This window comes from Gilliamella mensalis (assembly GCF_900103085.1).
Lineage (GTDB): Bacteria > Pseudomonadota > Gammaproteobacteria > Enterobacterales > Orbaceae > Gilliamella > Gilliamella mensalis.
In genome coordinates this window covers 110,923-124,688 of record NZ_FMWR01000003.1, presented here as the reverse complement: position 1 = coordinate 124,688, position 13,766 = coordinate 110,923, and the positions used below count along the sequence as shown (strand labels likewise).

Below are 13,766 nucleotides of genomic sequence, written 5' to 3'. Positions count from 1 at the left end.
GGGAGCAGACTAATTATCGCTAATAGTTCTATAATTAAAATAAAAAAGTAAAATTCCACCAAATCTTTAGTTTGATTTTTAATCATATTATTAGTAAATATATACGTAATTAACTTGCATAAAATCCTATCTCTTTTGAGTAAAAAGTTGATTCTTTACCTTGTTCAATTAAGATAATAATGGCTTGAGGTCTATGTATTTGCAGTCTAATCTTTTCTAAGCTTTGTTGATCAAGTTGTGGGATATTCTTTTTTATTTTTTCCCATTTTGAAATGCTTAGCGGAACACGACTTTGTGCCCACGCATATTCACTATTGGTGCAATAAGGTATTATGTTATCTTCCAGCTTATAAGCTAAATACAGATCGACGTTATCTTCTGATAGTCGGGTTGATAGTTCAATATTCTTTTCCCATCCGTTGCAAGAGGTTCGATTATATCCATCATTAAGCTGTAATAAACTTTGATTTGCGATCGAAGCTTGGCCAAGTGATTTTCCTTGTGCAGAGTAAAAGGCTTCTTGTAATCCCGTTGGTGGTTCAATGTCTTGTGCATAAACTGACTCAATTAACAATCGGGCATCTTCAGGCATTTTGATAACGCGTTGAGTCAGTAATATTTTTTGGGTAAACCATAAATAAGCATGGTTAGGGTAGACATAACTGGTATTGCGAAAGGTTGGATTATCAAGCCAATCTTTTTGGGGATTGTCCTGCCAATGTGGCGCAAGTACAGTTAAAATGGGTTGTCCACGATCATCATAAGGCTGAGTTTTTTCATCAAAAGGTTTAACATTACCTTGTTGATCTCGTACATGGCGTCTTAAACGGCCGGCACGTTGTATCAATAAATCAATTGGGGCAATATCACTAATCATCTCGTCAAAATCAAGATCTAATGATTGTTCAATAACTTGAGTTGCAATAATCACTTTTGCGTGGCGAGTATTACGGTTAGATGTTTTACCTGCCCATTTTAGTGTTTTTTGTTCAATTTCAAGGCGATCACAAAAAGCAAAACGACTATGAAAAAGTAATATATTATTGCTATCTATCTCTAATTTTAATTGCAATTGTTGATACAAACTAATTGCATCGTCAATACTGTTTTTGATCCAGCAAATAATTTTACCTTGTGCTATCGTGTGGCGGATTTTATTTATACCTGCATCAATATCATCTATCCATTCAATGTTTACTTGACGCTTGACTTCATCCCGAGTGTCTATTGCTTGTTCTACTAAACCATTATGATTAAGCTGTGTTATGAGAGGGAAAGGTAAGTTATGGTTTAAAAGTAGATCTTGAGGATGATTTGTTAAGCCTGTATAAAATGCATTGAGTAACTTTTCACGTAAAAAATGGGGTAGGGTGGCGGTAAGAATAATAGCACTACCACCTTGTAAGGCGTGATAATGCAATAACGATTCTAATAATTTAACCATGTAACTATCATAAGCATGAACTTCATCTAATATGAGTAACTTATGTCTTAGACCTAATAATCGTAATGATTGATGTTTAAATGGCATAACCGCCATTAATGCTTGATCCAAGGTACCGACACCAACTTCAGCCAATAGCGCCTTTTTCCGAGTATCAACAAACCATTCCTGACACTCCGCACTAATGGTCTGTTCGCCTGTAGGATATTGTTGCTCGCAGCTATCCTCGCTGCTGATAATTGATTGATTAAAATGAGGGTTCATATAGCTAGCACCATGTGCTAATACTAGTGAAGGGTGACTATCGGCCTGATAGAGTTGCCCATAAATTGTCGCTGTACGTTGATAAATGGCATTTGCTGTTGCTTGGGTTGGTAAGCCAATATAAATACCTTGAGCTTTTTTAGCTGTCATTAGTCTATGTGCTAAAACCATTGAGGCTTCGGTTTTCCCAGCCCCTGTAACATCTTCCATAATAAATAATTCTGGACCGTCATTAGCCAATTGGCATGATAGTGCTTGTTGTTGCAGTGGTGTGGGCTTTTCAATAAATGGAAATAAATTTTTGATATCAATAAAAGGGGCAATAGGCGATGTTTTGGGTAAAGTAGATATCGCTTTTTCTGCTTGAATAATAGCATGCTTATGCCAATATTCAGCAAGAGGTATTACTTGGGAACAAAAAGGAAAAAACGATTCGTTAGATCCTAGCCAATCACTAATAACGGTTAAACCAGCAATTAACCAACTTATTTGATTAAGTTTTTTTTGCAATGCTTTATCAAAAAAGAAAGAGCAATAGTCTGCTAATTTATGTTCGCTAATAAAAAACTCATTAATTGCTTTTATATAATCTAATGCTGCTTGTTTATCTTGTTGATTAAATGATAAGTTGCCATTTACTCGCAATTCTGGTGGCTTGCCATGATGGCCTGTCATGATGAGTAACCATATATCCAAAAAATGCTCTATCTTTCTATTATAGTTAGATAACTGAATTTCAGTTTTATTCTTAAGAAAAGTACCCCATAACCAAAATCCAAGAGAATCATGTCTGGACATGTATCTTTTTGCCGGATCAGCAGCAACGAGTTGCGGATTGTTGTGCTTAAACAACTGTTGGAACCCATTGGCGAATTTACCTATATCATGCCAAGCCAAAAAATAGGCAAACCAGAGGGCTGTTTTTTCGTTAGTATCTTTGGAAAAACCTATCTGTTCAAACAATTCAGCGGCATTGAAATAATTATGTTTAATTATTTGATAGCCACAAGCGGCAACATCTAAGTTATGATAAGCCAGCAAGTGATAATTATCGTTATTAGCGCTCTGGCGACATTTTCCCCAATATTGATAAAACGATTCAGCCATTGAGTTTTATTCCTTTTTTACTATTTGGAAATAGATGCTGTACTACGTAAGTTTTTTTAATTATATAACCATACTCATTATTTATAATTAATTTAATATAGCTTGTTTAATATAAAAATAAAGGTATATTTAGGTTGCATATCATTTTAAGTTCACTTTATTAATTAGTTTTTGCTCATTTAGTTGAAGTTTGGCAAAATATAGAACTTAGTTGAGGGGGGAATGTTATCACCTTAAATGATTTAGATATGTTAGTAATCGAAAGTAACATACAGATGCAGTTGTTAAAAAAGCAGGAAAGGGATGAGGATGATTAGTCGAGTTAAACAACCTATAAAAACATTATTCATCTTGAGTTGCCTAAGTGGCATAGTCATTTGTTGTGCACCTGCTTTTGCCGATGAAGAGCAACAAATTGTACATCAAACTCAAACTGAGATAGAAGCGGATACTAATAGCCCAGCTCAGTTACTTGAAGATCAGCAAATTGATCTTGTTGGTCCTAGCCAACATTATGAGAAAATTTATCATAAAACGGTGTTTTCACTGTCAGGCCAGCCCAAGTATCCTGAGCATTTTAAGCATCTTGATTATGTCAATCCTAATGCACCTAAAGGTGGTGTAATTAAACTGGCTGAAGTAGGGTCTTTTGATAATTTGAATCGTTTTGCTAGCCGTGGCGCTCCTGAGCGAAACTCAGGACTGCTATATGATACGCTTTTTACCAATACAGCTGATGATATTACCAGTTTTTATCCACTAATTGCGACATCAATCACCTATTCTGATAGTTATCGCTGGGCAGAAGTCATAATTAATCCCAAGGCTCGTTTTCAAGACGATCAACCCATAACAGCCCATGATGTTGAGTTTACCTTTGATAAATTTATGACCGAAGGGGTACCTCAATATCGTGTTTATAACAAAGGAATCACAGTTAAAGCGATAGATGATTACCGTGTGCGTGTTGATATACCCGCTTCCGATCGTGAAAAACTGTTTTCATTTGTTGGTAGTATGCGAGTTATTCCTAGACATTTTTGGCAAAATCATGATCTTTCTGAACCATTAAGTATACCGCCCGTTGGTAGTGGTTCTTACTATATTAGTGAATATAAATTAGGACAATATGTTGTTTATCGGCGTAATCCAAATTATTGGGCGCGCGATTTGCCTATAAATAAAGGTTTAGATAATTTTGACGAAAAACGTATTGATTACTATATGGATAATAATGTTTCGTTAGAGGCATTTAAAGCGGGTGAATATGATTTGCGCGCGGAAGATCAGCCTAAAAACTGGTTTACTCAATACCAAGGTAAATATTTTGATTCTAAGCATATTATTAAACAAGAACAACCCATTCAAACGGCAACTGATACTAAGTGGTTAGCATTTAATTTGCAAAAAGATCTATTTAAAGATATCAAAGTGCGTGAAGCTATCACATTGGCATTTGATTTTGAATGGTTGAATCATGCATTTTATTATGATAGTTACAAAAGACCTTATAGTTTTTTTGAAAACACTATTTATGCGGCAAAAGGCAAGCCAACAGAGCAAGAATTGAAGTGGTTAAATCCTTATAAACATATTATTCCAGAAGCCGTTTTTAAGAATGCTTATTCTATTCCCAAAAGTGATGGTAAAGGCTTTAATCGTGATAATTTATTAAAAGCTGCTGAATTATTAAAACAAGCCGGATGGGCAATCAAAAACGGCAACTTAATTAACACTAAAACACAGCAACCATTTGAATTTGAACTGATCAGTTATCTTGGTAGCGATATTAAATACGCCATTCCTTTTCAACAAAATTTAGCCCGATTGGGAATCACTATGAAAATTACTTTGTTGGATTCAGCACAACAATTACGGCGCGTTCGTGAACGTGATTATGATATGGTTGCACGTGATTATTATGCCGTAAATTACCCAAGTTCGAGTTTGCTAGTGCTTTGGGGAAGTGAGTATCTTAACTCATCGTGGAATGCTTCAGGGCTACATAATCAGGCTATTGATGCCATTATTGCTGAAATAACTAAGAATGTGGATAATCAAGATGAGCTCGTGCCACTTGGGCGAGCACTTGATCGTATTTTAACGCAAGAATATCCAATGATTCCTATGTGGTATAACAGTAAAACATATTATGCTTACTGGAACAAATTTGGGCAACCAGCTATACAGCCAACTTATGCGATAGGGATTGATAGTTGGTGGTATGATGCAGACAAAGCAGCTAGCCTGCCTAAGAATCAGGAACATTAATATGCTAAATTATCTTATTCGTCGATTACTACTGATTATTCCAACATTATTTGTAATTTTAACAATCAACTTTTTTATTGTGCAAGTGGCACCGGGCGGACCTGTCGATCAGGCGCTTGCTATGATTGAAAGTGGACCGCAAGCTGGGCAAGGGGTATTGCCAGGTAGTAGTGGTTCATCTACATCAGTACAGCAGTATAAAAATGAGTCAAACTATCGTGGATCTCGTGGGCTTGATCCGCAAGTTGTCGCGATGATTGAAAAACAGTATGGTTTTGATAAACCCCTATTTGAACGTTATGTTGAAACGCTCAAACACTATATTTTATTTGATTTTGGTAATAGTTTTTTTAAAAGTGAATCGGTATTAGGCTTGATTGTCAAAAGTTTGCCTGTTTCAATTTCATTGGGGTTATGGAGTACGTTAATTGTTTATCTGATTTCAATCCCCTTAGGTATTCGCAAAGCAGTAAAAGATGGTTCAATATTTGATTTTTGGTCTAGTACGTTGATTATAATTGGTTATGCTATACCATCTTTTTTATTAGCTGTATTGTTAATTGTGCTGTTTGCTGGTGGTAGTTATTGGGATATTTTTCCACTACGAGGATTGGTTTCAAATCATTTTGAACAACTTGATTTTTGGGGCAAAGTGAAAGACTACGCATGGCATATTTGTTTACCCACGATTGCGATGGTCATTGGCGGTTTTGCTTCACTCACTATGCTGACCAAGAATTCATTTTTAGATGAAATCCGTAAACAGTATGTCATAACCGCACGTGCTAAAGGATTAAGCGAAAGAAAAATTATGTATAAACATGTTTTTCGTAATGCAACGCTACTGATTGTATCAGGCTTTCCTGCTGCTTTCGTGAGTATTTTATTTACTGGTTCGTTACTAATTGAAATTATTTTTTCGCTTAATGGGATAGGTTTATTGGGTTATGAAGCAATTATTCAACGTGATTACCCCGTCATTTTTGGCTCTCTGTATATTTTTACGTTAATAGGGCTTATTACTAAACTATTATCCGATTTATCTTATATGATGATTGATCCACGTATTGACTTTGAGGCGCACAATTGATGACCAGCAACTACTCTATTAATCAGCAACGTTGGCAACGATTTAAACATAATCGCCGTGGTTATTATTCACTCTGGTTATTTTCGATTTTTTTTGTGATTAGTTTATTTGCGGATTTTATTGTTAACGATAGACCTATTTTTATTAAATATCAAAATAGTTACTATTCACCAATTTTTCATTTTTATCCAGAAACAGAATTTGGTGGGAAATTTAATACACAAACCAATTACCTTGATCCAGTCGTTCAAAATAAAATAAAAACTAATGGTTGGATGTTATGGCCGCCATTTCGCTACAGTTATAATACCTTAATTTATGATACGCCAAACACCTTCCCAACACCGCCTTCTGTGTCACATTGGTTAGGTACAACCGATGCGGGTTTTGATGTACTGGCCAACATCTTATATGGTTTTCGTATTTCGATGTTTTTTGCAATTTTTTTGACATTGTTTACCTTAGTCATTGGTGTAATTATTGGCGCAATCCAAGGTTATTATGGAGGAACTGTAGACCTGATAGGGCAACGATTTATTGAAATTTGGTGTGGCTTGCCGGGTTTATTTGTGATTATTTTATTAGCCAGCATTTTGCCACTTGATTTTTGGTGGTTGCTAGGTATTACTGTTTTATTTGGTTGGATGGGATTAGCAGGAATTGTGCGAACTGAATTTTTACGGACTCGTAATTTTGATTATATCCGAGCGGCTAGAGCAATGGGCGTGAATGACTATAAAATTATGTTCCACCACATCTTACCTAATGCAATGGCTGCAACATTAACTTTTTTGCCTTTTATTCTGTGTGGATCAATTACCACTTTAACGTCACTAGACTTTTTGGGTTTTGGTCTACCGATTGATTCGCCGTCTTTAGGTCGCCTGTTGCTACAAGGTAAAAATAATTTGCAAGCACCTTGGCTAGGTATCAGTTCATTTTTAATTATTGCAACTTTACTTTCACTACTTATTTTTATTGGTGAGGCAGTAAGGGATGCATTCGATCCAAACAAAGGGGCGTATTGATGAGTTCTCCTTTATTATCTGTTCAGAATTTAAGTATCGCTTTTAAATGTGGTGCAAAAAAGATATCACAAGTAGTGAGTGATATTAGCTTTGATATTCATCAGCAAGAGACATTGGCACTGGTTGGTGAGTCAGGTTCAGGTAAAAGTGTTACTGCTTTGTCTATCCTGCGTTTGTTACGTAAAGAGCAAGTACTCTATCCTACTGGTGATATTCTGTTTGAAGAAACCTCTTTATTGCATGCGTCAGAAAAAGCGCTTCGTCAGGTACGCGGTAATCAAATTAGCATGATCTTTCAAGAACCAATGGTGTCATTAAACCCTCTACATACGGTTGAAAAACAACTTTATGAAGTATTGGCATTACATCGTGGTATGCACCACAATGATGCGCGTTGCGAGATTTTGCAATATCTTGATCGTGTAGGTATTAAAGAGCCAAAAAGTAAATTGTCGGCTTACCCTCACCAGCTATCGGGTGGCGAAAGGCAGCGTGTTATGATCGCTATGGCAATTTTAACTCATCCTAAATTATTAATAGCAGACGAACCAACCACTGCTTTAGATGTGTCAGTGCAGGCACAAATTATTCAGTTATTAAAAGAGTTAAAAAACGAACTGAATATGAGCATGCTATTTATTTCGCATAATCTTAGCATTGTTAAAAAACTCGCCGATAAAGTAGCTGTTATGCAAAAAGGCGAAATTGTTGAATATAATAATAAGCAGCGCATCTTTTTACGTCCAGAACATAAATATACTCAAACACTATTAAATTCACAGCCAAATGGTGATCCGGCACCTTTGCCTGATACTCCTGGAATACTGCTTAATGTAAATCATCTGAGTGTTGAGGTTATTGCCAAAAAGCGTTTATTTAGCAGTCAAAAAAAACAAATAGTTAATAATATTGGTTTTACTGTGCATCAAGGTGAAACTGTTGGGATTGTTGGTGAATCAGGATCGGGAAAAACGACCGCAGCACTAGCCATTTTACGCTTGATTAAATCACAAGGTAACATTATATTTGATAGCCATTCTATACAAAATCTAACTGGCAAAAAACTATTACCATTTCGAAGCCGTATTCAAGTTGTGTTCCAAGATCCGTTCTCATCACTTAACCCACGTTTTAATGTTGAGCAAGTGATTAGTGAAGGATTAATGACGCACAAAAAACTAAGTAAAGCTCGACGCGAGCAAGCAGTAATTGATATTATGCAAGAAGTTGGCCTTGCGCCGGATATGCGTTATCGCTATCCAACCGAGTTTTCAGGTGGACAACGTCAACGAATAGCCATTGCTCGAGCCTTAATTTTGAAGCCGGAATTATTGATCTTAGATGAGCCAACTTCATCGTTAGATCACACTATCCAAAAGCAAATTATTAATTTACTTAAGTTATTACAACAAAAGCATAAGCTTAGTTATTTATTTATTAGTCATGACTTAGCTTTGGTTTACTCTATGTGCCATCAAGTTGTTGTTATGAAAGAGGGTAACATTATTGAACAAGGTTCACGTGAAAAAATCTTCTATTCTCCTGAAGATCAATACACCAAGGCGTTACTTTCATTTTTAGATAAACCACCTCGTAAAGCGAATAAAACTCTAATTTATGCAGATAAAGCTGAAAAAATAGAAAAATTTGCTCATAAAGATAATACTCAACAAGAACAACTGCAAAATAAAAAGCAAGAAAAAAAGGTTAACTGGGAAGATGCATTGTTAATGCGTAAAAAATAAATTTACAGAACAATTTATTAACAATCGTTTATATAAAACCATTGCTAATAAATCCATCAACCAATCTATATAGCAGGTTCATAATGCAAACACGAATACTCCCTTTTTTATTGACGCCCAGTCTGTTACTCATTTCAATAAATGTTATGGCGTTAACCTGTAGTGATAATCCTACTCAAAATATAGTTCAGGCAAATAACTATATCTTTCACCTTCTTGATTATATTGATTCACCAGTAAAAGGCATCAAGCAAGAGGTTAGAACCTCAACCACCAAATTGGATACTGATACTAATCATTTGACTGCAAAACACACACTAGAATATGACGCCAATGGGCTTATTATGCAAAGCCATTATGATCTTCATTCAGGCAAAAAATTGCGAATTTATTCTGAACACCTACAAAAAAATAAATCCGGTTGGGAAAATATTATTGAAGATATAGAAGATAAAACCAATAGTATTATCCAATTTAATACCGATGAACAAGGCAGGATCGTAGCATCCCTGCAAACTAAAAAATCTGTCAATTTTATTTTTTTTGAAACCGATAATTACATGTACGACAGTAATCATTGCCTTATCAATAAAAGTGTACAATGGCAACTTAAAGAAATTGATGAGAACGGTAAATATACTGGCGCAGACCAGAAAGGGGCTTCGATCTATACGTTTGGATACCAAGAACAACTATTAGCTAAAGTGTTGTACCAATTTAGCAATAATATGAAAAACGAGCGTGATTTTTCGTATCAATATGATAACGCTCATCATCGATTAACTATCATAGAATCTTCTTACTTATCAGCAGGAAAAGAAGCAGCACATTATACAACTAAGTTTTTAACTTTTAATGAAAAAAACGATTGGCTTACAGCAAATAAAGTTAAAAATCATCAGAGCAATAAACAAACTAATATTATTCGCGAATTGACTTATTATTAATTTCCAAAAATACAAAAAGCATTATTACTAATAATGCTTTTTGTATTTTCACAATCCGAAAATGTCAGCTATATTCGAATAAACAATATATAAATAGCATGTAGTGTCCATGCTAATGCTAAGCCCAAAAAAAGTAACTTTTCACGCTTTGGATAGATTTTATGCTCGTGCAAAATAGTTAAAATTAGTTGCAGCCCACACCAGATAGGTAATGAAATCATCAAAACTAAAAAAACTTTGCCGATTTCTGTCGTGACTATTTTTAGCACATAAGAACGTGTTGTTGCATCGCCAAAAGGGATGATAAAAGCCATAATCACCAGTATAATGGGTGAAAAAATAGCTACCCATGTGCCACCTAACGCAAATAAACCTTTTATTATTTTTCCATTAGCATTTTGGGCTTGAATGTGTTTATTTTTCATTGACTAAATACCATTTATTTTAATATAAAGAACAATAGATAAGCTGAAACAAAAATTGTCACCAGCCACAGTCCCACAATGAATAAATAGGATTGTGATTTTTTATCAGTTCGGTATGAAAATATCGTTTTAGGCACTAAATTGAACCAAATTATTGAATGGAAAATGCTAACCAATAACGCAAAACAATTAAGCACAACAACAACAGGACTACGCAAAAAGAAGATAAAACGGTAAAACTCATCTTGCCCAACGGTATTTGTGTACATACAGATCACAGCGTACATTAACACTAAACTGACCCAAATCATTGAAAAGGGAACTAATTTATGCATTATAGCAATTATAAAAGGGGGCTTTACATCAGTCTGAACAGTATCAAGGTAATTATTGTTATTTTGTTGATTCATAAATCTCTCTAGATTGCATTATATTTGTAATGATTTGTTGGGGTAATTTTTATTTCGTTATTATACTGGCTAACCAGTACTATGTCGCCCATTTATGGCTGGTTATGATATAGGCTTTTATTAATATGATGCTTCGCATAATGTGCCTCGAAGAGCTTTAACTATCAGGTCTTAAATATAGTCCATTTCGTGAAATTATTTTTATATTTTGAAAAAGATTAAATGCGGATCTCATTTTTGACAATAAATAGTAGCTAGAAATAAAAAGTTTTGTTTAAGTAGTATACTTAGATGGAAAACCCCACTAGGTGTGGGGAACTAGATATAATTCAGGCTTACTATTGGTTTATCCCTATTAATATAAGGAACTATTTTATGATAGATCCTTGATTATATCATATAAATAGTATTTTTTATTAATTGTAATTTAATAGTTAGCTCTTTTTATTATTTAATTAAGTCTTACTATCTTTTATTTTTGTTGACCGACAAGTGCCACTATGCTAAATTGATAATGGCTAGAACAACCTAGCTTTTAGCATTGTATGTAATAGCCACAGGAATGAGAAACCTTGATTATACATGCATTGCTAAAATTATCAATCATCAATTTAGAGGTAATTAATTGTGAACTTTATAAAGTATTTTATTCATTTACAAAGAGCAATGCAAAAAAGTAGCCAATTTTGTAAGAAAGTTTGGGCTGTTGAAATCAAACAGAAAATAGATGATCAAGAAACTCGATCTTATTGTTTAAGTATTGAGATCAATAAACAAACCCCTCGAACACTTAAATAATTTAAGTTAATACCGATAAGCGGAATAACTAACTTTCCGCTTACATTAAAATTCTAAATAAGGAGTATAGTTTGTCTTCTTTCTCGCTGTTAGACGAAAAATGGATTCCGGTTATCCATTTTGATGGTCATGTTAGTAAGATTAAACCTAGTCAAATCGCTGATGAAACTATTTCTGATTTAGCCTATTTTAGAGCTGATTTTCAAGGTGCTGCCTATCAGTTTCTTATCGGTTTGTTGCAAACCACCTTTTCTCCAGAAGATAATGAGGAGTGGTTTGACTACTGGGATGATGGCATTTCGCAATCTGATTTAGATAAAGCATTTGATCAAATTAAATCGGCTATGCAATTTGGTGCAAATAAACCCGCCTTTATGCAAGATTTCACGAAATTAGACGGCAATGCTTTACCAATATCAGGTTTATTAGTTGAAGCACCAGGTGAAAACGCATTAAAGAAGAACACCGACCACTTTATCAAACGTGATTTTGTCAAGGAAATTTGCCCACACTGTGCAGCAATAGCACTATTTACTTTACAAACTAATGCACCATCTGGTGGACAAGGATATCGAGTTAGTTTGCGTGGTGGTGGGCCGATAACGACGTTGATTATGCCAGAACTAAATAAACCAACACCATTATGGAAGAAATTATGGTTAAACGTAATACCATTAGATGATGATAAACCACGCCAATTTGATGAATCTGTCTTTCCATGGCTCAATACGACTAAAACCAGTGAACCACCGAAGAATTTGAGTCTATTTCCTCAACAAGCCAGTTATTGCCAAGCTTTTTGGGGAATGCCACGACGAATAGAACTTGATTTTGAACAGACTAAGCAAGGGAAATGTGATCTGTGTGGCGCAACCTCGTCACAATTAATTACGCAATATCAAACTAAAAATTATGGTATTCAATATCAACATTGGCGACATCCTTTAACGCCATATCGAATCGATAGTAAAACAGGCGCACCATTAGCGATTAAAGGTCAACCCGGTGGTTTAATTTATCGCGATTGGCTAGGCATGCTAACAAAACATGATAATGTTGAAGCGGCAAAAGTGGTCTTTATCCATGAAGCGCGTAGGCTAAAAGATAACGAACACTATCGCTTATGGTGCTTTGGTTATGATTTTGACAATATGAAAGCACGTTGCTGGCATGAACACACTTTTCCTGTATATCCCGCTTTAGCTGATCCTGACAGCGACCTAGAAGAGCTTATTGCACTGGCATTAGAATTAAGTAAAGAGACCTTGCCAATACTGCGTAAAGCTATGACAGCGATAAATAAACAATCTAGTGTGTTAGACATCGCTTATTGGAAAGAGACCGAACCAGCATTTTACCAATTTGTAAAACAACTAATAGACCAAAAAGATAATCCCGAAGGTCGATTCCATTTGTTAGCAAATTGGGCAAATACTTTACTACATTATATTACTCAAACCTATGATAAAGCGGCGTTTGCTAATCCTGATGAACAGTTGGTTACATCCGAAAAAATCAGTGCTAGAGAAAAGTTACTCATTGATTTTAATAAACTAAAGTATATAAAAAAGATAAAAAACACCAAATAGCCTTGTTTTTGGATAGGGAGAACAGTATGTCAAACAATCTTATTAAAAAGACAATTATATTAAATGAAAGCCACAAAAAATGTATTAATGAATGGTTTTCAATGCTGCAACAAAGATCATATCCTTTTTATGGCGGTACTTATAATGGGCGAAAATTACGAGCTGAACTACGTCGAGCGACATTACCTTTTGGGGTTATGTTACATGAAGGGTATTTTTGTTTAGCCAACGTACTATTTAACGATACTCACAGATTAACACCAACCCCTGTTCATCAGCAGGCATTAGCAATATTTGTTGCGGTTGCTGCTTTTGCGAGCGCTAATAATGAGAAAGCCCCTTTTGCTGCACAATTAAGCGAAAAGGCAAAAGGCGGACAGCGTAATATTATGTCTCCTTTACGTTTTGAGCAATTACAAACCAGTGAAACACCTGAAGAGTTTTGTCGACGATTAATTCGTGCCGTCAAATTACGTGGTGAACAGGGAGTAAACCTTTTTTCACTTGCTGATGGCATTTTTTTGTGGGTGCGAGAGTGGCATAATCGACTACAAAATTTATCTCCAACTATCAATCCGTTTGAACGCCTTTCTGTTCGTTGGGCGATGGATTACTACTCGACTAATAAATTACCTAAGGAATAACGAC

11 protein-coding genes are annotated in these 13,766 nt (G+C 35.1%); 8 read left to right on the top strand and 3 right to left on the bottom strand.

The genetic code is table 11. The annotated features are described in order from the left end of the window. Nucleotides 1-109: 109 nt before the first annotated feature. Nucleotides 110-2,815: a CRISPR-associated helicase/endonuclease Cas3 gene (locus BQ5209_RS01995; RefSeq protein WP_085246900.1), complete on the bottom strand. Its 2,706-nt coding sequence runs from the start codon at nucleotides 2,813-2,815 to the stop codon at nucleotides 110-112. A 309-nt stretch (nucleotides 2,816-3,124) separates the two neighbouring features. Here BQ5209_RS01995 and BQ5209_RS01990 point away from each other — a divergent pair, with 309 nt between their 5' ends. The 5 genes from BQ5209_RS01990 to BQ5209_RS01970 all read left to right on the top strand — a co-directional run bounded on the left by BQ5209_RS01990 (nucleotide 3,125) and on the right by BQ5209_RS01970 (nucleotide 9,896). Continuing rightward, nucleotides 3,125-5,086 (top strand): extracellular solute-binding protein, encoded by a 1,962-nt coding sequence (locus tag BQ5209_RS01990; protein ID WP_085246899.1) that lies wholly within the window; start codon nucleotides 3,125-3,127, stop codon nucleotides 5,084-5,086. A gap of 1 nt (nucleotide 5,087) precedes the next feature. Then, nucleotides 5,088-6,176, top strand: a complete 1,089-nt coding sequence (locus tag BQ5209_RS01985; RefSeq protein ID WP_085246898.1) for a microcin C ABC transporter permease YejB — start codon at nucleotides 5,088-5,090, stop codon at nucleotides 6,174-6,176. Continuing rightward, a complete protein-coding gene (locus tag BQ5209_RS01980; RefSeq protein ID WP_085246897.1) occupies nucleotides 6,176-7,204 on the top strand; it encodes an ABC transporter permease in 1,029 nt (342 codons plus the stop codon). The genes BQ5209_RS01985 and BQ5209_RS01980 overlap by 1 nt, the downstream gene beginning before the upstream one ends. Continuing rightward, the gene (gene yejF, locus BQ5209_RS01975; protein ID WP_143421826.1) at nucleotides 7,204-8,949 is read left to right on the top strand and encodes a microcin C ABC transporter ATP-binding protein YejF; all 1,746 of its coding nucleotides are present in this window, start codon (nucleotides 7,204-7,206) and stop codon (nucleotides 8,947-8,949) included. Before BQ5209_RS01980 ends, yejF begins: the two co-directional genes overlap by 1 nt. 83 nt (nucleotides 8,950-9,032) lie before the next feature. Further along, nucleotides 9,033-9,896: a hypothetical protein gene (locus BQ5209_RS01970; protein ID WP_085246895.1), complete on the top strand. Its 864-nt coding sequence runs from the start codon at nucleotides 9,033-9,035 to the stop codon at nucleotides 9,894-9,896. 68 nt (nucleotides 9,897-9,964) lie between these two features. On the opposite strand, the gene frdD is transcribed toward BQ5209_RS01970, so the two are convergent. After that, nucleotides 9,965-10,321, bottom strand: coding sequence for a fumarate reductase subunit FrdD (frdD, locus tag BQ5209_RS01965; protein ID WP_085246894.1), 357 nt, complete (start codon nucleotides 10,319-10,321; stop codon nucleotides 9,965-9,967). 14 nt (nucleotides 10,322-10,335) lie between these two features. After that, entirely contained in the window at nucleotides 10,336-10,731 is a 396-nt protein-coding gene (locus BQ5209_RS01960; protein ID WP_085246893.1) for a succinate dehydrogenase/fumarate reductase transmembrane subunit, read from the bottom strand. 627 nt (nucleotides 10,732-11,358) lie between these two features. Between BQ5209_RS01960 and BQ5209_RS10690 the strand changes: the two genes are divergently transcribed. The 3 genes from BQ5209_RS10690 (at nucleotide 11,359) to casB (ending at nucleotide 13,762) form a co-directional block, all read left to right on the top strand. Next, complete coding sequence (locus BQ5209_RS10690; RefSeq protein ID WP_167370297.1) at nucleotides 11,359-11,529, top strand: hypothetical protein; 171 nt, start codon at nucleotides 11,359-11,361, stop codon at nucleotides 11,527-11,529. A 71-nt stretch (nucleotides 11,530-11,600) separates the two neighbouring features. Continuing rightward, a complete protein-coding gene (gene casA, locus BQ5209_RS01955) occupies nucleotides 11,601-13,118 on the top strand; it encodes a type I-E CRISPR-associated protein Cse1/CasA (protein ID WP_085246892.1) in 1,518 nt (505 codons plus the stop codon). 26 nt (nucleotides 13,119-13,144) lie between these two features. Further along, the gene (gene casB, locus BQ5209_RS01950) at nucleotides 13,145-13,762 is read left to right on the top strand and encodes a type I-E CRISPR-associated protein Cse2/CasB (RefSeq protein ID WP_085246891.1); all 618 of its coding nucleotides are present in this window, start codon (nucleotides 13,145-13,147) and stop codon (nucleotides 13,760-13,762) included. The last annotated feature ends 4 nt before the right edge of the window (nucleotides 13,763-13,766 follow it).